We start from the raw sequence: 20,753 nt of genomic DNA on the forward strand, positions 1-20,753 counted from the left end.
GGCAGGGCCCCTCGCGCTCCCGGGACGTCTTCCGGCTTTGGCCTTGCGGATGCGGCGCGGGGTGCGGGGGGCTTCGGGGGTTGTGCTGAAGGAAGGGCGGCCCTTCGACAGGCTCAGGGCGGGCGGGGGTAGGGCAGACCTTGGTGTGCCAATCCCGTCCATCCTGAGCTTGTCGAAGGATCGTCCTTCTTCCTCGGGGGCTGGCGCGGGGCCGATACCCCTCCACCACCCTGCGGGTGGTCCCCCTCCCCTTGCAGGGGAGGATGCGAGGGGAGCGCGCCCGTGGCGGTTCAGATCTTGAGCGAGACGGTCAACCGGACGTCGCGGCCGGCGATGGGCACGAAGTCGCGGGTCTCCGACGTGGCGAGGCGCCCCGAGACGTTAAGCAGGTTGTCGCCCGAAAGGATCAGCGAGAGCGGGCCGTCCTTGCCCTGCGGCCGGAAGGTCAGGCTCGCGTTGACGAGGGTGAAGCCGCCGGTCGGGTTCTCGTTGGCCGCGACGCGGGTCTGCCGGGCGTTGTGCACCGCCTCGGCGCGCGCGTCGAAGCGGTCGGAATCGAACTCGATCCCGCCGCGCACGCGCAACGGGGGAATGCGCGGCGCGGCGCCAAGGCCGGTCAGGCTGGCGTGGACATAATCGACGCTGCCGTCGATCCCCAGCGTGCTGCCGTTGTCCCAGCGCAGCGCCTTGACCGAGGCTTCGGCCTCGAGCCCGCGGAACTTCGCGGGAACCTGCGTGAACTGGTAGACCGGATAGCCTTCGACCAGCGCGCCGGTCGGCAGCGGCGCGATGTAGTCCTTGAAATCGGTGGCATAGGCGGTGACGGCCGCGGCGAAGCGGTCGTCGTGATAGCGCGCGCCCGCCTCGATCGTGTTCGAGCGCTCCTTGCGGAAAGCCGGGTTGCCGCGTTCGTAGGACTGCGTCGCATCGTGGATGCCGTCGATGTAGAGCTCCTCGGACGAGGGCGCGCGCTCGCCGTGGGTGGCGGCAAGGCTCAGCGTCAGGCTCTCGACCGGGCGCCAGGCCAGCCCGAGCCCGCCCGAAAACTGGTCGAACCGGCTGGACTGCGTGCTGTCGATCGTCGCGACCGAGGTATGCTCGTAGCGGCCCGAGGCTTCGAGATCGACCGTGCCGAGCGTCAGCTGCTGGCGGGTGAACACGGCGAAGCGGTCGGTCTGCGTATCGGGGATCAGGCGCTCGTCGCCGACCACCGAGAGGCGCCGGGTCGAGACCTGGACCCCGCTCTGGCCGCGCCAGTCGCCGTGCTTTGCCTGGATGAGGTCGAGCCGGCTCTCGATCGCCTTGTTGAAGAAGCGCGTTGCCGGAACGCCTGCGTCGAGCTCGGCATGGGTGTAGTCGCCATAGGCCGCGCGCAGGTCGACGCGATCGAGGAAGCCGCCGGCGTCGAGGCTGGCGCGCAGGTCGTAGCGGGTCTGCCGCAGCGACAGCGAGACCGGGTCGGAATTGCCGACTTCGGGGCGCGGCGGGATGCCGTAGTCGCTGGCGAGGCGCTGCACCGACAGGCCGATGCTGCCGCCCGCATCGATGAAGGCGAGGCCGCCGCCGAAGGTATAGCCCTTGGCCCAGGAATTGCGCAGCCGCCCGGTCTGATCGGCCTGCGCGGCAAGGTCGTCGGCGCCCGCCTGGTCGCCGGCGGCGGCAAGGTCGGCGGCCGAGGCGAGCGTCTGCGCGCGCAGCTGCGGCGACAGCGCATAGCCGCCGATGCGGACGTCGCCGGCGTGGTTGTAGCTGCCGTCGACATGCGCGACGAGGCGCGGGGCGATGACGATATCGGCGGCGGCGCCCAGGTTCACCGCATCGGCGGCGGTGTCGTAGGAGCCGAGCGCGGTGAGCGAGACGGGCTTGTCGGGCACGCTGCGCGGAATGCGCTTGTCGATCGCGTTGACCGCGCCGCCCGCCGGATCGCTGGCATAGAGCAGCACCGCAGGGCCGTGGAGCACGTCGATGTGGTCGACGTTGAGCGTATCGAGCGCGACGCCGTGGTCGGCCGAGACCGAGGCCGCATCGAGCGAGCCGATGCCGTCGGTCAGCACCTGCACGCGCGGGCCGTCGAAGCCGCGCAGCACCGGGCGGCTGGCGCCGGGGGCGAAGCCGCTGGTCGAGACGCCGGGCAGCTTGGCCAGCATCGTGCCGATCTGCGGCGCGACGTTGCGGGCGAGCGCATCGCCGGACAGCACCACCGGCGCCGAGATCGCATCGCGATCGCCGCTGATCAGCCGGCCCGACACGATGATCTGGGGGTGGCCGGCATCGTCGGGCTGCGCGGGATCGGCGTGCGCGGGGGTTTCACCGGCGACCGGCGCGCTGTCGTCGGTGGCGGCGCGCGCGGCCGGCGCGAGCAGCGTGCCGCCGAACGCCAGCCCGGCGAGCAGCGCGGCGCGAAGGGGAAGGGCGCGCGCAGCGCCGGCGGGACGGAACAGGGAAGAGGAGGAGATCAAGGCTGCACCCGCGGTTGTTGTTCTGCGCGGCTGTCTAGCGCTATGATACAATATATCAATACCTGATCGACGAGACGCGCAACAAGGGCGCGGGATCGGTGGCCGGGCGGTGACGGGACCGCGGCGCGGCAGTGCGGCGGTGGGGCGGGTCGGCGGGGCGGCGCTACAGGTCGGGGAGGGGGGCGGTCGCTGGGTGAGTAGGGCGCGCCGCCCGCTGGCTCAGCGGCTCTGGCGCAGCCGCGGGTTGGGCTGGAGGGCCTTGATCAGCTTGAGGAAATCGTCCTGGCGCACGATCCGTTCGAACTGCCATCCGGCACGCTCGCCATCGTTCCAGACGAGGAACGCCTCGATCCGGCCGATCACCTGCAGGCGGATGGTGACGCGTTCGCCGCGGCCGAGCGCGAGCGCCCCGCCGGTCATGAAGCCGGTCGCCGAGATATTGATGATCTGCAGCATCACGTCGCCGAGCTGGCGATGTTCGCCGATCACCGGCATGTTCACCGGATGTCGCGTGGCGCGACGTTGGTCGGTGACCGAAAGCTGAGCTCCCCCGGACACGCGTTCCTCCTTACCAGAGCCGTTCGATGCCCAAGCTTTTGGTCCATATTGGCTTATATTTCGTAAAGGCGACGGCATGTTTAAGCCGGGCCGTTGCCGGAAGGCGGCAGGATCCTTCCGTTAACGAGGTCGTAGCACGCCGTGCTTCTTCTTGCCCGACGACACGCGAATCTCGTTGTCGGTCAACACGATGCGGTGCGATTCGTCGGTTACCGACGCGCCATCGACGCGCGCCCCGCCGCCGGCCACGAGCCGCTTTGCCTCGCCCCGGCTGGCGGCGAAACCCAGCCCGACAAGCGCATCGACGATCGAGATGTCTCCGCCCTCGACGACGAGACTCGGCAGGTCCTCGCCCAAGCCTCCGCCGGCGAAGGTCGCCGCAGCGGTCGATTCGGCGGCGCGCGCCGCCTCTTCCCCGCGCACCAGCCGCGTCACTTCGTTGGCGAGCACGACCTTGGCGGCGTTGATCTCGCTGCCCTGCAAGGCTTCGAGCCGCGCGATCTCGTCGAGCGGCAGGTCGGTGAACAGGCGCAGGAACTTGCCCACGTCGCGGTCGTCGGCGTTGCGCCAGTACTGCCAGAAGTCCCAGGCCGGCAGCGCGTCCTCGTTGAGCCAGACCGCGCCAGCGGCGGTCTTGCCCATCTTCTTGCCGTCGGCGGTGGTCAGCAGCGGGGTGGTGAGGCCGAACACTTCCTTGCCGTCCTTGCGGCGGGTCAGCTCGATGCCGTTGACGATGTTGCCCCACTGGTCCGAGCCGCCCATCTGCAACCGCACGCCCATCGCCTTGTTCAGGTGGCGGAAGTCGTAGCCCTGGAGGATCATGTAGTTGAATTCGAGGAAGGTCATCGGCTGTTCGCGGTCGAGCCGCAGCTTGACCGAATCGAACGTCAGCATCCGGTTGACGGTGAAGTGCGTGCCGACTTCCTGGAGCAGCTCGATGTAGCCGAGCTTGCCCAGCCAGTCGTGGTTGTTGACCATGACCGCGTCGGTAGGGCCGTCGCCAAAGGTCAGCAGCTTGTCGAACACGCGGCGGATCGAGGCGATGTTGTCCTCGATCGTCTGGTCCGACAGCATCTTGCGGCTTTCGTCGCGCCCGGTCGGATCGCCGATCCGCGTGGTGCCGCCACCCATCAGCACCACCGGCTTGTGCCCGGCCTGCTGCAGGCGGCGCAGCATCATGATCTGCACGAGCGAGCCCACGTGCAGCGATGGCGCGGTGGCGTCGAAGCCGATATAGCCCGGCACCACGTCCGCGCTCGCCAGCTTATCGAGCCCTTCGGCATCGGTCAGCTGGTGGATGTAGCCACGCTCTTCGAGCAGGCGGAGCAGGGTCGACTGGTATTGGGTCATCGCGGCCTTCTTTCTGGTGGCGGCGCGCCTAGCATGGAGATCCGCGCTTGGAAACGTTCGAGCTCTTACCGCACCCGGCACGCCCGCCGTTTCATGTCGCGGCGGTTTCGGCGCGGATCATCGGGTTCGATGCAAACTGGCTCTCCGTCCGCTGGCGGGTCGAAGGCGCCGCCGCGCTGGTGGTGCCGCCGTTTGCGGGCAAGCGCCGCGCCGACGGGTTGTGGCGGGCGACCTGCTTCGAGCTGTTCGTGCAAGGGGCGGACGCGCCGGCCTATGCCGAGTTCAACTTCAGCCCGTCCGAGCGCTGGGCGGCCTATTCCTTTGCCGACGTGCGCGCCGGCATGGCCGAGCGGGCGGTCGCGCCGCAGCCCGTCTGCACCCCGCGGCGCGGGCAGAACGTGCTGATCTGCGATGCCGTGCTGCCGGCAAGCGCGCTGCCGCCGCTGCCGGCGCGCTATGGCCTGACCGCGGTGATCGAGGAGGAGGGCGGGCACATGTCCTACTGGGCGATGGCGCACGGGGGCGAGGCGCCCGACTTCCACGACCCGGCTTGCTTCCACGGCCACCTTGCGGCACCCGGGCACCCATGAAGTTCGGCATCGACCGCCTGCTGGCGGACCCCACCTTGCGCGCGCCGCTCGCCGGCCGCCGCGTCGCGCTTGTCGCGCATCCCGCTTCGGTTACCGAAGGCCTGGTCCACTCGCTCGATGCGCTGGCCGGCCTGGCGGACGTGAACCTGACCGCCGCCTTCGGCCCGCAGCACGGGCTGAAGGGGGACAAGCAGGACAACATGGTCGAAACCGCCGACGAGCTCGATCCGGTCTACGGCATCCCGGTGTTCAGCCTTTATGGCGAAGTCCGCCGCCCCACCGCGCGGATGATGGACAGCGCCGACGTGTTCCTGTTCGATCTGCAGGACCTCGGCTGCCGCATCTACACGTTCGTCACCACGCTGCTCTACCTGCTCGAAGCCGCATCAGGCACGGGCAAGGCGGTGTGGGTGCTCGATCGGCCCAATCCCGCCGGCCGCCCGATCGAGGGCACCACGCTGCGGCCCGGCTGGGAAAGCTTCGTGGGCGCCGGGCCGATGCCGATGCGCCATGGCCTTACCTTGGGCGAGATGGGCCACTGGTTCGTCGATCACTTCAAGCTCGATGTCGATTACCGCGTTGTCGAGATGGAGGGCTGGCAGCCCGAAAGCGGCCCCGGATTCGGCTGGCCCGAGAGCCGCATCTGGGTCAATCCGTCGCCCAACGCGGCAAGCCTCAACATGGCGCGCGCCTATGCCGGCACGGTGATGATCGAAGGCGCGACGGTTTCGGAAGGGCGCGGCACCACCCGCCCGCTCGAAGTGCTGTTCGGCGCGCCCGACATCGACGCCAAGGCCGTGCTGGCCGAGATGCGCACGTTCGCCCCGCAGTGGATGGACGGCGCCGCGATCCGCGAATGCTGGTTCGAACCGACCTTCCACAAGCACGCCAAGACGCTGTGCAGCGCGCTGATGGTCCATGCCGAGGGCCGCTTCTACGATCACCACGCATTCCGCCCGTGGCGGTTGCAGGCGCTGGCGTTCAAGGCGATCCGCCGGCTTTACCCGGATTATCCGCTGTGGCGCGATTTCGCTTACGAGTACGTGTTCGACAAGCTCGCCATCGACGTGATCAACGGCGGCCCGGCGTTGCGCGAGTGGGTCGACGATGCGGCGAGCACGCCGGCCGACCTCGACGGCGTCGCCGGGCCCGACGAGCAGGCCTGGATCGAGACGCGCGCGCCGTACCTGCTCTATTGAGACCGCCCGGCGCGGGCGCGGGGCGAGCGCAGCGCGATGCCCCTTCGCCCGACTGGCTGCGCGACGTGGATTGGGGCAGGTTCGCAAGCAGCGATGCAAGCGAAAAGGTCCGGACGATGGTCGAGGCACGGTGGAACGGCGCGGTGATCGCGCGCAGCGACGATACGGTGGTGGTGGAGGGCAACCACTACTTTCCGCTGGAATCGGTCGATCCGGGGGTGCTGAAGCCGAGCGCGACGACCAGCGTCTGCCCCTGGAAGGGGACCGCGCAATACTACTCGCTGGTCGTGAACGGCGCGGAAAACCGGGACGCGGCGTGGTACTATGCCGAGCCGAAGGAGGCCGCGCGCGCGATCAGGGGGCGCGTGGCGTTCTGGAAGGGCGTGACGGTCGGGTAAGCGGTTGCCCCTGCGTCATTCGCTTCGCGACGGCGATGCTCGATCCTCCCCGTTTTTGCGCAGCACAAACGGGAGGCGTCAGCCGCCGCAGGCGGCTGACGGAGGGGCTCAATGCTTCTTGCGCGTCAGTTCGCGCATCGCGCCGTCGAGCCCGTCGAGGGTCAGCGGGAACATCGATCCGTTGAGGATGTCCTTGATCATCTTGGTCGACTGCGAATAGGTCCACTGCTTTTCGGGCACAGGGTTGAGCCAGACCGTCGCGGGGTAGGTCTGGGCGATGCGGTGCAGCCAGACCGCGCCCGCTTCCTCGTTGAAGTGCTCGACGCTGCCGCCCGGGTGGCTGATCTCGTAGGGGCTCATCGCCGCGTCGCCGACGAACACGATCTTGTAGTCGTGGCCGTACTTGTGGAGGATGTCCCAGGTCTTGGTCCGCTCAGACCAGCGCCGCTTGTTGTCCTTCCACACGCCTTCGTAGAGGCAGTTGTGGAAGTAGAAGAACTCCATGTTCTTGAACTCGGCCGTGGCCGCGCTGAACAGTTCCTCGACCATGCGGATGAACGGGTCCATCGACCCGCCGACGTCGAGGAACAGCAGCAGCTTGACCGCATTGCGCCGCTCGGCGCGCATGCGGATGTCGAGCCAGCCCTGCTTGGCGGTGCCTTCGATCGTGCCTTCGAGGTCCAGCTCGTCCGGGTTGCCTTCGCGGGCGAAGCGGCGCAGCCGGCGCAGCGCGACCTTGATGTTGCGGGTGCCCAGTTCCTTGGTGTTGTCGAGGTTCTGGAACTCGCGCTTTTCCCAGACCTTGATCGCGCGGCCGTGCTTGCTTTCGCCGCCGATGCGCACGCCTTCGGGGTTGTAGCCCGAATTGCCGAACGGCGACGTGCCGCCGGTGCCGATCCACTTGTTGCCGCCCTGGTGGCGCTTTTCCTGCTCCTCCAGCCGCTTCTTCAAGGTGTCCATGATCTCCTCCCAGGAGCCCATGGCCTTGATCTTCTCCATTTCCTCTTCGGTGAGGAACTTCTCGGCAACCGCCTTGAGCCAGTCCTCGGGAATGTCGACCGGGCGCTGGCCGTAGTCGGTGAGGATGCCCTTGAACACCTTGTTGAAGACCTGGTCGAAGCGGTCGAGCAGGCCTTCGTCCTTCACGAAGGTGGCGCGGCTGAGGTAATAGAACGCCTCGGGCGTCTGCTCGATCACGTCCTTGTCGAGCGCTTCGAGGAGCACGAGGTGCTCCTTGAAGCTGGCGGGAATGCCCGCCGCGCGCAGTTCGTCGACGAAGTTGAAGAACATCGGTTCAGGTCCCTGAAGGGGGAAGGGGAGGCGTGGTCGGCGATGGGGCGGGCGGCTGTTGGGGCCAGCTTTCGCGGGCCGGATCGATCTGCGCCCAGGCGGGGGCATCGTCGGTCCAGATCACGACTTCGGGTTCCAGCCCGTGGCCTGCGTCGAGCGCGCCGAAGCGCACGGTCTTGAGATGCGGGCGCGCCGAGCTCTGGCCGTAGACCTGCGTGCCGCACGAGGGGCAGAAGTGGAAGGTGAGCGTGTTGCCGCTCGCCGCCCGCCAGGTGTTGCTGGCGAGCACGCCGTGGATCGTCACCGCTTCGGCCGGGAAGATCGCGTTGTGGGTCGGCCCGCCGGCGGCGATCTGCTGGCACTGGCGGCACCAGCACTGGCGCGTCGCGGCAGGCTCGGCCGCAATCGCCAGCGTGACCGCGCCGCAGGCGCAGCGCCCGGAATAGGGTGCGGTCATCGTCTGGCGGCTCCTCGTCCTTCGTCAGCTCGGGCGGCGGGCCATAAAGGCGAGCCGTTCGAACAGCATGATGTCCTGCTCGTTCTTGAGCAAGGCCCCATGCAGCGGCGGGATCGCCTTGGTGGGGTCGCGGTTCTGCAGCACGTCCAAGGGCATGTCCTCGTTGAGCAGCAGCTTGAGCCAGTCGAGCAGTTCGCTGGTCGAAGGCTTCTTCTTGAGGCCGGGCACGTCGCGCACTTCGTAGAACACTTCCATCGCCTTGGTGACGAGCGTCTTCTGGATGCCGGGGAAGTGGACGTCGATGATCGCCTGCATCGTGTCGCGGTCGGGGAACTTGATGTAGTGGAAGAAGCAGCGGCGCAGGAAGGCGTCGGGCAGTTCCTTCTCGTTGTTCGAGGTGATGACGACGATCGGGCGTTCCCGGGCGGTGATCCGCTCCTGCGTTTCGTAGACGTCGAAGCTCATGCGGTCGAGCTCCTGCAGCAGGTCGTTCGGGAACTCGATGTCCGCCTTGTCGATCTCGTCGATCAGCAGCACGGGCAACTGCGGCGCGGTGAACGCCTCCCACAGCTTGCCCTTCTTGATATAGTTGCGGATGTCGTGGACGCGCTCGTCGCCCAGCTGGCCATCGCGCAGGCGGGCGACCGCGTCGTATTCGTACAGGCCCTGCTGCGCCTTGGTCGTGGACTTGATGTTCCATTCGATCAGCGGCGCGCCCACCGCCTTGGCGATTTCGTGCGCCAGCACGGTCTTGCCGGTGCCGGGCTCGCCCTTGACGAGCAGGGGGCGGCGCAGCAGCACCGCGGCGTTGACCGCCACCTTGAGATCGTCGGTGGCGACATAGTTCTGGGTACCTTCGAAGCGCATCGGCTGTCCCTTGCTCTGTTCTGGTCGTAGCGGCGGCGGTCGTCCGCGCCGGTGGTCGGGTGAGTTAATCGGTTGGTTAAACGATAGCAGGCCGATGGCGGCTGGCAAGTGACTCTTGCGCGCCGCCTGCCCACCCTTCATCGCCCGTACATTGTCCTGTCAGAATTGACCGTCTAGGCGCAGGGCGATGAATGTCGAGGCCCCCGCGGCTGCCCCTTCGCGCTATGGCGCATCGAAACGCGACCGGCCGAGGGCGATCGTGCTCGCCGCGGCGGTGTGCTTCGCGCTCGCCGCGATCGTCGTGCGGATGGGCGATTACGTCGAGTTCGGCGGCGAAGGCCGGGGCGAGCTCACCGCGGTGAGCCTGAGCCAGGAGCGCGGCGAGGAGAAGAGCCGCGAGCGCAAGCCCGAGCAGAAGCGGAAGGCCGCGGCGCAGAAGCAGCCGGTCCAGCCGCAGCCCGAACCGGTGGCCCGCGCGGTGCGAATCCCGCCGCGGGTGATCGTGCCTGCCGAAAGCCCGGCGCTGCCGCCCGGCTTCATCGTGATGAGCCGCAAGGATTTCGCCGCCGCCGACATCGGCAGGATGGCGCCCGCCGCGCCGGCCGCCGCCTCGGCAGGCGCGGGGCAGGCGGGCGGCGGCGCCTCGTCGCCCAGCGTCGGCGAGGGGCCGGGCGGCGCGGTGCTCTATGCCGCGCAGTGGTATCGCGAGCCGCGCGACGCCGAACTCGGCCCCTACCTGCCGGCCGCGCGCCCGCCGGGTTCGTGGGCGATGATCGCCTGCCGCACGATCGAGAACTACCACGTCGAGGATTGCCGCGAGCTGGCGGAATCGCCCCCGGGCTCGGGCCTCGCGCGTGCGCTGCGGCAGGCGGCCTGGCAGTTCCTGGTCCGCCCGCCGCGCGTCGACGGCAAGCCGCAGCTCGGCACCTGGGTGCGCATCCGCTTCGACTTCCGCGCTCCGCCTCCGGCAGAGGCCCGCTAGCCGGCGCCGGCGGACCCGGCCGAAGCGGCGCGGGTGCTTATGCGTTCACGGCCTAGATGATGACGATGTCGCTCAGCGCCAGCGTGGTCACGCCGATGAGCGTGGCGATGAGGATCGGCTCGCCATCGTCGAGATTGCCGTCGCGATCGAACCACAGCCGCGAGCTGTCGGGATCGAAGTGCAGGTGCGGCGTGGCGTCCATCCCTGAGGAAATCCCGGGGCCGACGCTGAACGACATATTGGTCCCGAACGCGTAGCGGTTGATCTCTAGCTTGTCGGTGCCGCGGACGAAATCGGTGATCTCGTCGCCCTGCCAGCCCGCGCCCGAGTAGACGAAGTCGGCGCGCAGCACGAAGGTGTCGGCGCCGTCTCCGCCGGTCATCACGTCGGCCCCGGTGCCGCCGTCGATCCGGTCGTTGCCGCCGCGCCCGTCGAGCGTGTCGTCGCCGCTGTTGCCTTCGAGAGAATTCGCCTTGGCGTCGCCCGCGATGCGATCGTCGAGCGCCGACCCTTCGAGGTTCTCGACGCCGGTGTAGCGATCGCCGATCGCGCCGCCGTCGTTCTTGCCCCGGCTGGCGAGGTCGACGACGACCGAGACGTAGGTGTTGGCGTAGCTGACCTTGTCGATCCCGTCGCCGCCGTTGGCGGTATCGGCCGCGACGTCGTAGTCGCCCATGAAGATGATGTCGTCGCCGGCATCGCCGTTGAGCGTGTCGGTGCCGGCGCCGTTGTAGAGGTAGTCGTTGCCGTTGCCGCCGTAGAGCCGGTCGTTGCCGGTGATGCCGCTGTCGGACAGGACGTCGCCGCCTTCGCCGCCGTAGAGCTGGTCGTCGCCTTCCTGGCCATCGAGCGAGTCGGCGCCCGCGCCGCCCTTGAGCACGTCGGCGCCGCTGCCGCCGTAGAGCAGGTCGTTGTTGTCGCCGCCGGTGACCGTGTCGGCGCCCGACCCGCCGGCGAACTGCAGGACCTCGAAGCCGGCGAAGGTGGTGCCGTTGGCGAGCGTGGTGCTGGCGGTCTTGAACGCGAAGTCGACCCCGGTGCTGCTCGCGCTGAAGCTGAGGCCGAGGATGTCGGTGCCCGCGCCGCCGAGCGCGCTGTCGCCGACGCCGATCACCACGGTGTCGTTGTCGTCGCCGGCGTCGATCGTGTCCTTTTCGGTGCCGGTGTCGCCGTTGTAGAAGCTGTTGCCGTACCCCGCATAGATCAGGTCGCCGCCCGCCCCGCCCTTGAGGGTGTCGGCCCCGGCGCCGCCGTAGAGCGTATCGATGCCCTCTTCGCCGAGCACGAGATCGTCGCCCTCGCCGCCGTAGAGCTGGTCGTTCCCGGTGCCGCCGTAGACCTTGTCGTTGCCGCCGCCGCCATCGGCATAGTCGTTGCCGGCATCGCCATGGATCACGTCGGCAAAGGCCTGGCCGCTCTCGTCGCCGTAGATCACGTCGCGGCCCGATCCGCCCGCAAGGTCGTCGGCGCCTTCGCCGCCGCGCAGGGTATCGGCGCCTTCGAGGCCCTTGAGCACGTCGGCCCCGGCGCCGCCGGCGAGGATGTCGTCGTTGCGCCAGCCGGTCAACTTGTCGGCAAAGGCGGTGCCGGTGATGTCGTATTGCTCGACGTTGATCACCGTCAGGCCCGCGACCGCGTAGCTGAACCTCGCATCGCGCGCGGTGAAGGTGAGGGCGGAGGCCCGCGCGCCGAAGTCGGCGACGAGCTTGTCGATGCCGGCGCCGCCGTCGATGCTGTCCCCGGCCATGTCATCGACAGTGCCGACGAAGAACTGGTCGCTGCCGGTTCCGCCGAAATACTTGTCGGCGCCGGCACCGCCATACAGCAGGTCGTTACCCGAATCGCCGAACAGCGTGTCGTTTCCGGCCTCGCCATAGATCGTGTCGTCGTTTGCGCCGCCGCGGATCGTATCGGCGCCGCCAGATGCGGGCGTGCTGAATTCGCCGCTCGACCGATCGCCGAAGATCACGTCGTTGCCGAAGCCGCCGGAAATCTTGTCCGCCTCGAGCCCGCCGTAGATATAGTCGTACAGGACCGTACCGACCAGATCGTCTATTCCGCTTGTTCCAATGATGACTGCCATGATGAAAGTCGTCCCCTGTTGCAACATTGGCAATTAGGGGGGAAGTAATACCATATTAACCATGGTTACAAGCCTCTTCGCGCCATCCGTTGCCGATGGTGATCCCGAAATGCGCGCCTAGGTGGCGCGGGAGCCAGGGCCGCCTCCGGAGCGTTCCATCGGGCAAAGGAGACGCAACCATGGCCAAGACGTTCAAGCTGCCCAAGAAGATCAACGGGTTCCGCCTGCCCAAGGAGCCGCGCAAGCAGGCCAACAAGATGATCCGGCGCCTGCAGGGCGCCGAGCTCGAGGCGCTGATCGCGGCGGTGCTCGCCGCGGTGCTGATGCACTTCGCCCAGCGCGGCGCGGAAGGGAGCGAGCCGCTATCGAAGCGGCTGGCCGGCGCGGTGGGCGGGCATCTGAAGCATTGAGGGGCGAGTGACGGTAACGGGCGAGTTCACGGAGTCATCAAAAAATTCCGCGCGAAATCCGACATTAAGCAGACCCGTTACTACATAAGATCAACAAGAAAATTCGGTCTTTTGTCGGATCGTCAAAACAAGTAGCATGCCCGAGAGAAGGGCGGGCGGATATTGCCGTACAGATTTGGTCTTCTGGTGGGGGCTATTCTGCTGCAGTTCTGCAGCGGCTGCACCATCGTCCGGATCGAAGGCGACGCGCGGCTGCAGTTGCGCGGCGGCGTACTGAAGGTCGCGCCCGCGGACGGCGCGGGCGCGATCGGCTACAGCGTGAGCGGGCTCGGGCTGGTGCCGGGATCGGGCGGGCCGACCTTGGGCTACCTGCGCGAGCGAGGGGTGTTCGTCTACGATCCCCAAGCATGCCGGGTCGTGCTGATCGAGCCGCACGCCGGAAATGTCGAAGCGCTGCGAGCGGTGTTGGCGAAGAATGCTGGCGGGGACCGGCTATGTGTCATGGGCAAGGGGGGATCACAATGATCAGTCGGAGAATCTGGCCGGTCGTGGGTGCGTTGGTGCTTTCGGGGTGCAGCACCATCGACCATGGGGCGATGGTCTATGTCTCGACGGTGAAGGTCGGCGTCGGCCTGTCCTCGGGGACCGCCGAGACGCCGGGCGCCAAATTCCTGATCGGCGTCGATGCGACCGACGCGGCCTATGTTCCGGTCACGAAGGCCCGCCACTGCGAGGTCAAGCCCGGGGTCGAATGCAAGAGAAGCGATTATCCGATCACGGAAATCACTGGCACCAACGAGACCGCCTCGGACCTGTCGCAACTGTTGCGGGACGAGTCGCGAAAGCTGATGGAAAAGCAGGCGGCCGTCGAAAGTGCGCGCGCGAACCTCGTGTCAGAGCAGTCCCGGGAGCGGCGCAATGCCGAGACCCTCAAGGATTTCGAACGAGCCCGCGCAATAATCGAGACTTTCGACGCAACTGTTGCTGGTCAGCAGGCCGATGAGCCGCCACCGCCGCTTGAGCAGTCTCCGCAGCCGGTTGAAGAGGCGTTGCGCTCCGCTGAACCCGAACGCGTCGCCGCTGCGCGCAACTTCGTCAAAGCCAACGGCAATGCAGCATTCGAGTACGACAGCGCCAAAAAGCGAGCGAAAGACGCTGCCGATGATCTGGCAAAAGCCATTGATGCCGTCGAAGATCAGGCAGAGAGCATTCGGCAGGTATCCGGCAATGCCGATGGAAAGCCGAATGGCAATCGCCACGACGCCCTGTCTGTCTATGGTACCTTCAGCAACAACAATTCGGTGAAAACCGGAGCCGATGGCGTCCACGGCGATGTTGGCCTGGGTAAGAGCTTTTCTACCGGCGTTGCGGCGCAAATCCTTGCCGATGCGAAGAAAACGTCGGCCAGCGCTGATTGTCTCGATCATGCAGCGCAGTTGGGCAAGCTTGCGCCACCAGCTAGTGCCGCCAGCATCATCTCGAATGCGATCAAGGTGTGTTTGATGGCGGCTAAGTGAAGCGATTTTTCACGCGATCACCTGGCGACTTCGTAAACTCGCCCCCGCTCACGCGTCGATCAGTTCGGGGTCGATCTCGCTGGCGCGGTTCTGGATGAACATGAAGCGCTGGGCGGGGTCGCGGCCCATCAGGCGGTCGACCAGGTCCTTCACGGCGGCGCGGCCTTCGTATTCGGGCGGGAGCGTGATGCGGATCAGGCTGCGCGTGGCGGGCGCCATCGTGGTTTCGCGCAGCTGCTGCGGGTTCATTTCGCCGAGGCCCTTGAAGCGGCCGACTTCGACCTTCTTGCCCTTGAACTTCGTGCGCTCCAGTTCGGCGCGGTGGGCGTCGTCCTTGGCATAGGCCGAGGTGCTGCCGCTGGTCAGGCGATAGAGCGGCGGCTGGGCGAGGTAGAGATGGCCGCGGCGCACCAGCTCGGGCATTTCCTGGAAGAAGAACGTCATCAGCAGCGTGGCGATGTGCGCGCCGTCGACATCGGCGTCGGTCATGATGATCACGCGGTCGTAGCGCAGCGCGTCCGGGTTGCAGTCCTTGCGCATGCCGCAGCCCAAGGCCAGCGCCAGGTCGGCGATTTCGCTGTTGGCGCGGATCTTGTCCGCCGTTGCGCTGGCGACGTTGAGGATCTTGCCGCGGATCGGCAGGATCGCCTGCGTCTTGCGGTCGCGCGCCTGCTTGGCGCTGCCGCCGGCCGAATCCCCTTCGACGATGAACAGCTCGGTCTCGCCATCGCCTTCGCCCGAACAGTCGGTCAGCTTGCCCGGCAGGCGCAGCTTGCGGGCGTTGGTGGCGGTCTTGCGCTTGACCTCGCGCTCCTGCTTGCGGCGCAGGCGTTCGTCCATGCGCTCCATCACCGCAGCCAGCAGCGCCTTGCCGCGTTCGAGGTTGTCGGTGAGGAAGTGGTCGAAGTGATCGCGCACCGCGTTTTCGACCAGGCGCGCGGCTTCGGGGCTGGTCAGGCGGTCCTTGGTCTGGCTCTGGAACTGGGGATCGCGGATGAACACCGACAGCATGATCTCGCTGCCGGTGATCATGTCTTCGGGCGCGATGTCCTTGGCCTTCTTCTGGCCGACGAGTTCGCCGAAGGCGCGGATGCCCTTGGTCAGCGCCGCGCGCAGGCCCTGTTCGTGCGTGCCGCCATCGGGCGTGGGGATGGTGTTGCAGTACCAGGAGTACGATCCGTCGGACCACAGCGGCCAGGCGATGGCCCATTCGACGCGGCCCATCTCCTCGCCATTGGGGCCGGCCGGGAAATCCTGCCGCCCGGAGAAGGGCAGCGTGGTGACGCATTCGCGGCCCGAAACCTGTTCGGCGAGGTGATCGGCAAGGCCGCCGGGAAACTGGAACACCGCTTCGGCCGGCACATCGTCGCTGGCGAGGCTGGCGGCGCACTTCCAGCGGATTTCGACCCCGGCGAAGAGATAGGCCTTCGACCGCACGAGGCGGAACAGGCGCGCCGGCTTGAACTTCGCATCCTCGCCGAAGATTTCGGCATCGGGCACGAAGGTCACCTGCGTGCCGCGCCGGTTGGGGGCATTGCCGATGCGCTGGAGCGGCCCGGTGGGCAGGCCCCGGCTGAATTCCTGCGCGTAAAGCTCCTTGTTGCGGGCAACCTCGATCCGGGTGAGCGTGGACAGCGCGTTGACCACGCTGACGCCAACGCCGTGGAGGCCGCCGCTGGTGGCATAGGCCTTGCCCGAGAACTTGCCGCCCGAATGGAGCGTGGTGAGGATGACTTCGAGCGCCGACTTGCCCGGATACTTCGGGTGTTCGTCGACCGGGATGCCGCGTCCGTTGTCGCTGATCGTCAGCTGCCCGGCGCTGCCCGGCGCTTCTTCGAGTACGACTTCGATGCGGTTGGCGTGGCCCGCCACCGCTTCGTCCATCGCATTGTCGAGCACTTCGGCGGCGAGGTGATGGAGCGCGCGTTCGTCGGTGCCGCCGATGTACATGCCCGGGCGGCGGCGGACCGGCTCGAGCCCTTCGAGCACCTCGATCGCGGAACCGTCGTAGCTTTCGGAAGGGGTGCTGGCGGGGAGCTTGTCGAACAGGTCATCGGACATGGGAACGGGTATAGAACACCCGCGATTCCGCGCGCAAGCGGGGCCTTGTCCTTATCCCGCCCTTTTCGAGCTTTCTCGGCCCGCCTCTGCAGGCGGGCATTGCCCCCTAGAACCGCGCGGGCGCCGGGCTGACGGTGACGAAGGTGCCGGGCGCAACCTGGCGCACTTCCATCGCGCGTTCGGCGACGCCGAGGTCGTTGAAGCGGAACACCCCGTCGGTGCCGATGAAGCCTTCGGGATCGAACATGCGCGCGATGGGGAAGGGCGCGCCAGGCTTCCAGTTGCGGGCGATGTTGAGCGTGAGCAGCACGGAATCGTAGCCCAGCGTGGCGAGGCGCGCCGGGGCGGCGCCGAAGCGGGCGCGGTAGGAGCGCTCGAACGGCCCGAACCGCTGGTCCGAGACGGTGGCGAAGAGCGCGCCCTTCAGCGCCGGGCTCTTGGCGATCGAGGCCTCGCCGCTCCACAGTTCGGTGCCGAGCAGCTGCGTGCCCGCGGCAAAGGGCGCGGCCATGACCGCGATCCGCGCGCCGTCGGCGATGAGGATCGCATCGACCTTGCCCCGCGTCTTCACCCGCCGCATCGCGCTGCCCACCGATGTGTTGGTGCGCACGTAGGTCTCGATGCCGCCGACGGTCACGCCGCTGGCGCGCGCCGCCTGGCCGAGCGCGGCCGAGACGCGCTGGCCGTAGTCGCCAGCCGGGATGATCGCGCCCAGCGTGTTGACGCCGTGGGCATGGGCATACTGGAGCACGCGGGTGACCGACTGCCCCGGCGCCTGGCCGAACACGAACACGTCGCGCGCGGCCATGGCGGTGTCGTTCGAATAGGTGATCATCGGCACGCGCGCCGGCCGCGCCACGGCCGCGACCGCGGCGACATCGTCGGCCATCAGCGGCCCGAGGATCAGCTTGTTGCCATCGCCGATCGCCTTGCTCGCGGCGGCCGAGGCCCCGGCGGCGGTGTCGTAGGTGGTGATGCGCAGGCTTTGCGCGTTGGTGTCGAGCAGCGCCATCGTGGCGGCATTGGCGATGGCCTGGCCGACGGTGGCGTTGGCGCCGGTCATCGGCACCAGCAGCGCGATGCGGTGGCGGTCGGCGTCGGTGGGCAGGACGTTGGAATCGGGCGCGACTTCGGTGGGCTTGGGCGCCGGCGCGGGGCCGGTCTTGGGGATCACCGCGCAGCCCGCCAGCAGCGAAAGCGTCGCGAGAACCGCAAAACGCCGCGTCACCGACCCGCCGCGTGCCCGATTGCCTTCATTCATGCTCTTGCCGCTCCCCGTGACCCGGTTCATGGGAAAGCGCATGGATACGCCTTCGCTCCCGCCGGGGCTCTACATTGTCGCCACGCCGATTGGCAATCTCGGCGACCTGACGCGTCGCGCCGCCGAAGTCCTCTCTGCTTGCGCGGTGATAGCCTGCGAAGACACGCGCGTCACGGGCAAGTTGCTGAATCATCTTGGAATCAAGCGCCCGATGCGGCGCTACGACGATCACGCCAGCGAAGAGGCGCGCGAGCGGCTGCTGGCCGAGATGGGCGAAAAGCCGGTCGCGCTGGTTTCGGACGCCGGCACGCCGCTGATCTCGGACCCGGGCTACAAGCTGGTGCGCACCGCGCGCGAGCGCGGCATCGCGGTGACCAGCCTGCCGGGGCCGAGCGCGCTGGTGGTGGCGCTGACGCTGGCGGGGCTGCCGACCGACCGCTTCCTGTTCGCCGGCTTCCTGCCGTCGAAGGACAAGGCGCGGGGCGATGCGCTGGCCGAGCTTGCCGCGGTGCCGGCGACGCTGGTGTTCTACGAGACCGGGCCGCGGCTGGTCGACAGCCTCGAGGCGATGGCGCGGATCATGCCCGGGCGCGAGATCGCCGTGGCGCGCGAACTGACCAAGCTTCACGAGGAATGCCGCACCGGCACGGCCGAGGAGCTGGCGGCGCACTACACCGCGCATCCGCCCAAGGGCGAGATCGTGCTGCTGGCCGGGCCTCCGCCCGCGCCCGCCGCGCCGCAGGAGGCGGACATCGACGCCGCCTTGCGCGAGGCGCTCGAAACGATGAGCGTGAGCCAGGCGGCGGGCAGCGTGGCGCGCGCGCTCGGGCTCGACCGCAAGGCGCTCTACGCGCGGGCGATGGAGCTGAAGTGACCGCCGGGCGCGTCGAGGCCGAACGGCAGGGGCGCAAGGGCGAGACGCTCGCGTGCTGGTATCTGCGGCTGACCGGCTGGCGCATCCTCGCGCGCAGGGTGCGGACCCGTGCGGGCGAGATCGACATCGTCGCGCGCAAGGGGCGCACGGTGGCCTTCGTCGAGGTGAAGTGGCGGCGGAGCAGGGAAGCGCTCGACACCGCGACCGACGCTTACCGCCTGCGCCGCGTGGCGCGCGCTGCCGAAGGGCTCGTCGGTCGGTTCGCGAAGGCGGGGGACGGCGTGCAGATCGACGTGATCCTGCTCGCCCCCGGGGCATGGCCGCGCCGGATCGCCAACGTGGGGCAATCCGGCGCGTGACGCTTAAGGCTTAGTGCGGCTTGTGCTCGTCCTTGTGCTCGCCGTCCTTGTGGTCGCCGCCGTGGTCGTCCTTGGGGTGCTCGGTCGGGTGCGGGGCGGGGTTGGCGGCGGCGGCGGCGCTGAAGCCGATAACGGCGGCGGCAGCGGCAACGGCAGTGATGATCTTGCGCATGGAAGGTCCCTTTTCCTGTGCGGGGAGCGCCGCGTCTTGCGGCAGCGCGAAATTGGTCGCACGCCTTCCAAATCGGCCTTAAGGGCTGCATCAGAGTTTTGACTGAGGTGCTTGCCCCATGACCCTTCGCGTCGCGGTCCAGATGGACCCGCTTCCTTCGATCAACATCGCCGGGGATTCGACCTTCGCGCTGATGCTTTCGGCGCAGGAGCGCGGGCACGAGATCTTCCACTACGACGTCGGCGCGCTGAGCCTCGACGAAGACGACCGCCTGATTGCGAACGCGCATCCGGTGACGGTGCAGCGGGTGGTGGGCGACCATTACCACGCGGGCGAACGCCGCCGGCTGGACCTTGGCCGCGATGTCGACGTGGTGCTGATGCGGCAGGACCCGCCGTTTCACATGGGCTACATCACCGCGACGCACCTGCTCGAGCGGATCGAGCGCGAGACGCTGGTGGTCAACAATCCCCGCAGCGTGCGCAATGCGCCCGAAAAGGTGATGGTGCTCGACTATCGCCGCTTCATGCCGCCGACGCTGGTGACGCGCTCGGTCGAGGAAGTGCGCGCCTTCCAGAAACGCCACGGCGCGATCGTGATCAAGCCGATCCACGGCAACGGCGGCAAGGCGATCTTCCGCGTCGGTGAAGAAGGCGAGAACCTCGGCGCGCTGTTCGAAGTGTTCAACCAGACCTGGCCCGAGCCGCACATGGTCCAGGCCTTCCTTCCCGAAGTCGCCAATGGCGACAAGCGCATCGTGCTGGTCGATGGCGAAGTGGCGGGCGCGATCAACCGCAAGCCGGGCGAGGGCGAATTCCGCTCGAACCTTGCCGTCGGGGGCTATGCCGAAAAGACCGAGCTGACGCCGCAGGAGCAGGAAATCTGCGCCGCGCTGGGGCCGGAACTGAAGCGGCTGGGGCTGATCTTCGTCGGCATCGACGTGATCGGCGGCAGGTACCTGACCGAAATCAACGTGACCTCGCCCACCGGCATCGTGGCGATCGAGCGGTTCGACGGGACCGATGTCGCGGGCATGATCTGGGACGCGATCGAGGGGCGGTTGTAGAGTTCGTTACCCCTCCGGCCCGCTTGTGGCGGGCCACCTCCCCATTTGCACTTCGTGAAAACGGGGAGGACCTTGCCGCAACGGTGTGGCTTCTTCTGGTCCTCCCTGTTTTTGCGAAGCACAAACGGGGAGGATCAAGATGGCCCTTGTAGGTGTTCCACCAGCCATGAACGACTGGATCTTCCACCTGATCGAAGGTGGCGGCTATTGGGGCATCGCGTTCCTGATGGCGCTTGAAAACATCTTCCCGCCGATCCCGTCCGAGGTGATCATGGGCATCGGCGGCATTTCGGTGGCGCATGGGCGCATGGCGGTGGCGCCGCTTATGATCGCCGGCACGGTCGGCTCGACGCTGGGGAACTATGCCTGGTTCCTGCTCGGCCGTGCGCTGGGCTACGAACGGTTGAAGCCCTTCGTCGACCGCTTCGGGCGCTGGCTGACGATGGACTGGCACGACGTCGCGCGGCTGGTGGTGTTCTTCCAGAAGCACGGGCAGTGGGTGGTGTTCGTGATGCGCTTTTCGCCCTTCATGCGCACGCTGATCTCGCTGCCGGCTGGGCTCGCCCGGATGGGCCATGTGCGGTTTCTTGTGTTCACGCTCGCCGGCACGGCGGTGTGGAACGCGGTGCTGGTCTGGGCAGGCTGGCATCTGGGGCGCAACTTCGGCGCGCTGGAGAAATACACCGGGCCGGTCGCGGCGGCGGGGATGTTGCTGCTGGCCTTGGTCTATGCCTGGCGCGTGGTGCGCTGGAAGCCGCGCGAGAACTGACAAAAAAGCCCCCGCACAGGGCGGGGGCTTT

Annotated in this window: 21 protein-coding genes; 11 read left to right on the top strand and 10 right to left on the bottom strand. The window is 67.8% G+C overall.

The window, feature by feature from the left end; genetic code table 11:
- Positions 1-290: 290 nt before the first annotated feature.
- From K3A85_RS11970 to tyrS, 3 genes are all read right to left on the bottom strand, one after another.
- A complete protein-coding gene (locus K3A85_RS11970; RefSeq protein WP_225206756.1) occupies positions 291-2,459 on the bottom strand; it encodes a TonB-dependent receptor in 2,169 nt (722 codons plus the stop codon).
- 219 nt (positions 2,460-2,678) lie between these two features.
- Entirely contained in the window at positions 2,679-3,017 is a 339-nt protein-coding gene (locus K3A85_RS11975; protein ID WP_225206757.1) for a PilZ domain-containing protein, read from the bottom strand.
- Between the two features lie 120 nt (positions 3,018-3,137).
- Positions 3,138-4,367, bottom strand: coding sequence for a tyrosine--tRNA ligase (gene tyrS / locus K3A85_RS11980; RefSeq protein ID WP_225206758.1), 1,230 nt, complete (start codon positions 4,365-4,367; stop codon positions 3,138-3,140).
- A 47-nt stretch (positions 4,368-4,414) separates the two neighbouring features.
- On the opposite strand from tyrS, the gene K3A85_RS11985 reads away from it, so the two are divergent.
- From K3A85_RS11985 to K3A85_RS11995, 3 genes are all read left to right on the top strand, one after another.
- Positions 4,415-4,957, top strand: coding sequence for a DOMON-like domain-containing protein (locus tag K3A85_RS11985; RefSeq protein WP_225206759.1), 543 nt, complete (start codon positions 4,415-4,417; stop codon positions 4,955-4,957).
- Positions 4,954-6,156: an exo-beta-N-acetylmuramidase NamZ family protein gene (locus tag K3A85_RS11990; RefSeq protein WP_225206760.1), complete on the top strand. Its 1,203-nt coding sequence runs from the start codon at positions 4,954-4,956 to the stop codon at positions 6,154-6,156. The genes K3A85_RS11985 and K3A85_RS11990 overlap by 4 nt, the downstream gene beginning before the upstream one ends.
- Before the next feature lie 116 nt (positions 6,157-6,272).
- On the top strand, positions 6,273-6,554 hold the full coding sequence (locus tag K3A85_RS11995; RefSeq protein ID WP_225206761.1) for a DUF427 domain-containing protein: 282 nt from the start codon (positions 6,273-6,275) through the stop codon (positions 6,552-6,554).
- A 108-nt stretch (positions 6,555-6,662) separates the two neighbouring features.
- Here K3A85_RS11995 and K3A85_RS12000 read toward each other — a convergent pair whose 3' ends face one another.
- Genes K3A85_RS12000 through K3A85_RS12010 form a run of 3 tightly spaced genes read right to left on the bottom strand, consistent with a single transcriptional unit; the run spans position 6,663 to position 9,168 of the window.
- The gene (locus K3A85_RS12000) at positions 6,663-7,844 is read right to left on the bottom strand and encodes a vWA domain-containing protein (protein WP_225206762.1); all 1,182 of its coding nucleotides are present in this window, start codon (positions 7,842-7,844) and stop codon (positions 6,663-6,665) included.
- 4 nt (positions 7,845-7,848) lie between these two features.
- Positions 7,849-8,301 (bottom strand): GFA family protein, encoded by a 453-nt coding sequence (locus K3A85_RS12005; protein WP_225206763.1) that lies wholly within the window; start codon positions 8,299-8,301, stop codon positions 7,849-7,851.
- A gap of 24 nt (positions 8,302-8,325) precedes the next feature.
- Positions 8,326-9,168 carry an AAA family ATPase gene (locus tag K3A85_RS12010; RefSeq protein WP_225206764.1) on the bottom strand — a complete coding sequence of 281 codons (843 nt, stop codon included), beginning with the start codon at positions 9,166-9,168 and terminating at the stop codon, positions 8,326-8,328.
- Between the two features lie 187 nt (positions 9,169-9,355).
- Between K3A85_RS12010 and K3A85_RS12015 the strand changes: the two genes are divergently transcribed.
- Positions 9,356-10,150: a hypothetical protein gene (locus K3A85_RS12015; RefSeq protein WP_225206765.1), complete on the top strand. Its 795-nt coding sequence runs from the start codon at positions 9,356-9,358 to the stop codon at positions 10,148-10,150.
- Between the two features lie 52 nt (positions 10,151-10,202).
- Here K3A85_RS12015 and K3A85_RS12020 read toward each other — a convergent pair whose 3' ends face one another.
- Positions 10,203-12,233 (bottom strand): calcium-binding protein, encoded by a 2,031-nt coding sequence (locus K3A85_RS12020; protein ID WP_225206766.1) that lies wholly within the window; start codon positions 12,231-12,233, stop codon positions 10,203-10,205.
- A gap of 179 nt (positions 12,234-12,412) precedes the next feature.
- Here K3A85_RS12020 and K3A85_RS12025 point away from each other — a divergent pair, with 179 nt between their 5' ends.
- The 3 genes from K3A85_RS12025 to K3A85_RS12035 all read left to right on the top strand — a co-directional run bounded on the left by K3A85_RS12025 (position 12,413) and on the right by K3A85_RS12035 (position 14,160).
- Positions 12,413-12,643: a hypothetical protein gene (locus K3A85_RS12025; protein ID WP_225206767.1), complete on the top strand. Its 231-nt coding sequence runs from the start codon at positions 12,413-12,415 to the stop codon at positions 12,641-12,643.
- A gap of 186 nt (positions 12,644-12,829) precedes the next feature.
- Entirely contained in the window at positions 12,830-13,168 is a 339-nt protein-coding gene (locus K3A85_RS12030; RefSeq protein ID WP_225206768.1) for a hypothetical protein, read from the top strand.
- Positions 13,165-14,160: a hypothetical protein gene (locus K3A85_RS12035; protein ID WP_225206769.1), complete on the top strand. Its 996-nt coding sequence runs from the start codon at positions 13,165-13,167 to the stop codon at positions 14,158-14,160. Before K3A85_RS12030 ends, K3A85_RS12035 begins: the two co-directional genes overlap by 4 nt.
- A gap of 48 nt (positions 14,161-14,208) precedes the next feature.
- On the opposite strand, the gene parE is transcribed toward K3A85_RS12035, so the two are convergent.
- Both parE and K3A85_RS12045 read right to left on the bottom strand, forming a co-directional pair.
- Positions 14,209-16,221: a DNA topoisomerase IV subunit B gene (gene parE, locus K3A85_RS12040; RefSeq protein WP_225206770.1), complete on the bottom strand. Its 2,013-nt coding sequence runs from the start codon at positions 16,219-16,221 to the stop codon at positions 14,209-14,211.
- 106 nt (positions 16,222-16,327) lie between these two features.
- Complete coding sequence (locus K3A85_RS12045; RefSeq protein ID WP_225206771.1) at positions 16,328-17,482, bottom strand: penicillin-binding protein activator; 1,155 nt, start codon at positions 17,480-17,482, stop codon at positions 16,328-16,330.
- Between the two features lie 40 nt (positions 17,483-17,522).
- On the opposite strand from K3A85_RS12045, the gene rsmI reads away from it, so the two are divergent.
- Both rsmI and K3A85_RS12055 read left to right on the top strand, forming a co-directional pair.
- Complete coding sequence (rsmI, locus tag K3A85_RS12050) at positions 17,523-18,356, top strand: 16S rRNA (cytidine(1402)-2'-O)-methyltransferase (RefSeq protein ID WP_225206772.1); 834 nt, start codon at positions 17,523-17,525, stop codon at positions 18,354-18,356.
- On the top strand, positions 18,353-18,715 hold the full coding sequence (locus tag K3A85_RS12055) for a YraN family protein (protein WP_225206773.1): 363 nt from the start codon (positions 18,353-18,355) through the stop codon (positions 18,713-18,715). Before rsmI ends, K3A85_RS12055 begins: the two co-directional genes overlap by 4 nt.
- A 10-nt stretch (positions 18,716-18,725) precedes the next feature.
- Here K3A85_RS12055 and K3A85_RS12060 read toward each other — a convergent pair whose 3' ends face one another.
- The gene (locus tag K3A85_RS12060; protein ID WP_225206774.1) at positions 18,726-18,887 is read right to left on the bottom strand and encodes a hypothetical protein; all 162 of its coding nucleotides are present in this window, start codon (positions 18,885-18,887) and stop codon (positions 18,726-18,728) included.
- A 118-nt stretch (positions 18,888-19,005) separates the two neighbouring features.
- On the opposite strand from K3A85_RS12060, the gene gshB reads away from it, so the two are divergent.
- Together gshB and K3A85_RS12070 are read left to right on the top strand one after the other, a co-directional pair.
- On the top strand, positions 19,006-19,953 hold the full coding sequence (gshB, locus tag K3A85_RS12065) for a glutathione synthase (protein ID WP_225206775.1): 948 nt from the start codon (positions 19,006-19,008) through the stop codon (positions 19,951-19,953).
- Positions 19,954-20,119: 166 nt separating this feature from the next.
- The gene (locus K3A85_RS12070) at positions 20,120-20,722 is read left to right on the top strand and encodes a DedA family protein (protein WP_225206776.1); all 603 of its coding nucleotides are present in this window, start codon (positions 20,120-20,122) and stop codon (positions 20,720-20,722) included.
- Positions 20,723-20,753 lie beyond the last annotated feature (31 nt).

This window comes from Novosphingobium huizhouense (assembly GCF_020179475.1).
In the GTDB taxonomy this organism is placed as follows: domain Bacteria; phylum Pseudomonadota; class Alphaproteobacteria; order Sphingomonadales; family Sphingomonadaceae; genus Novosphingobium; species Novosphingobium huizhouense.

Coding starts and splice junctions, on each gene's coding strand:
- K3A85_RS12045 (WP_225206771.1), bottom strand. CDS start 17,482: ATGAATGAAGGCAATCGGGCACGCGGCGGGTCGGTGACGCGGCGTTTT.
- K3A85_RS12010 (WP_225206764.1), bottom strand. CDS start 9,168: ATGCGCTTCGAAGGTACCCAGAACTATGTCGCCACCGACGATCTCAAG.
- K3A85_RS12005 (WP_225206763.1), bottom strand. CDS start 8,301: ATGACCGCACCCTATTCCGGGCGCTGCGCCTGCGGCGCGGTCACGCTG.
- K3A85_RS12035 (WP_225206769.1), top strand. CDS start 13,165: ATGATCAGTCGGAGAATCTGGCCGGTCGTGGGTGCGTTGGTGCTTTCG.
- parE (WP_225206770.1), bottom strand. CDS start 16,221: ATGTCCGATGACCTGTTCGACAAGCTCCCCGCCAGCACCCCTTCCGAA.
- K3A85_RS12020 (WP_225206766.1), bottom strand. CDS start 12,233: ATGGCAGTCATCATTGGAACAAGCGGAATAGACGATCTGGTCGGTACG.
- K3A85_RS12060 (WP_225206774.1), bottom strand. CDS start 18,887: ATGCGCAAGATCATCACTGCCGTTGCCGCTGCCGCCGCCGTTATCGGC.
- K3A85_RS12070 (WP_225206776.1), top strand. CDS start 20,120: ATGAACGACTGGATCTTCCACCTGATCGAAGGTGGCGGCTATTGGGGC.
- gshB (WP_225206775.1), top strand. CDS start 19,006: ATGACCCTTCGCGTCGCGGTCCAGATGGACCCGCTTCCTTCGATCAAC.
- K3A85_RS11995 (WP_225206761.1), top strand. CDS start 6,273: ATGGTCGAGGCACGGTGGAACGGCGCGGTGATCGCGCGCAGCGACGAT.
- K3A85_RS12015 (WP_225206765.1), top strand. CDS start 9,356: ATGAATGTCGAGGCCCCCGCGGCTGCCCCTTCGCGCTATGGCGCATCG.
- tyrS (WP_225206758.1), bottom strand. CDS start 4,367: ATGACCCAATACCAGTCGACCCTGCTCCGCCTGCTCGAAGAGCGTGGC.
- K3A85_RS12025 (WP_225206767.1), top strand. CDS start 12,413: ATGGCCAAGACGTTCAAGCTGCCCAAGAAGATCAACGGGTTCCGCCTG.
- K3A85_RS12000 (WP_225206762.1), bottom strand. CDS start 7,844: ATGTTCTTCAACTTCGTCGACGAACTGCGCGCGGCGGGCATTCCCGCC.
- K3A85_RS11990 (WP_225206760.1), top strand. CDS start 4,954: ATGAAGTTCGGCATCGACCGCCTGCTGGCGGACCCCACCTTGCGCGCG.
- rsmI (WP_225206772.1), top strand. CDS start 17,523: ATGGATACGCCTTCGCTCCCGCCGGGGCTCTACATTGTCGCCACGCCG.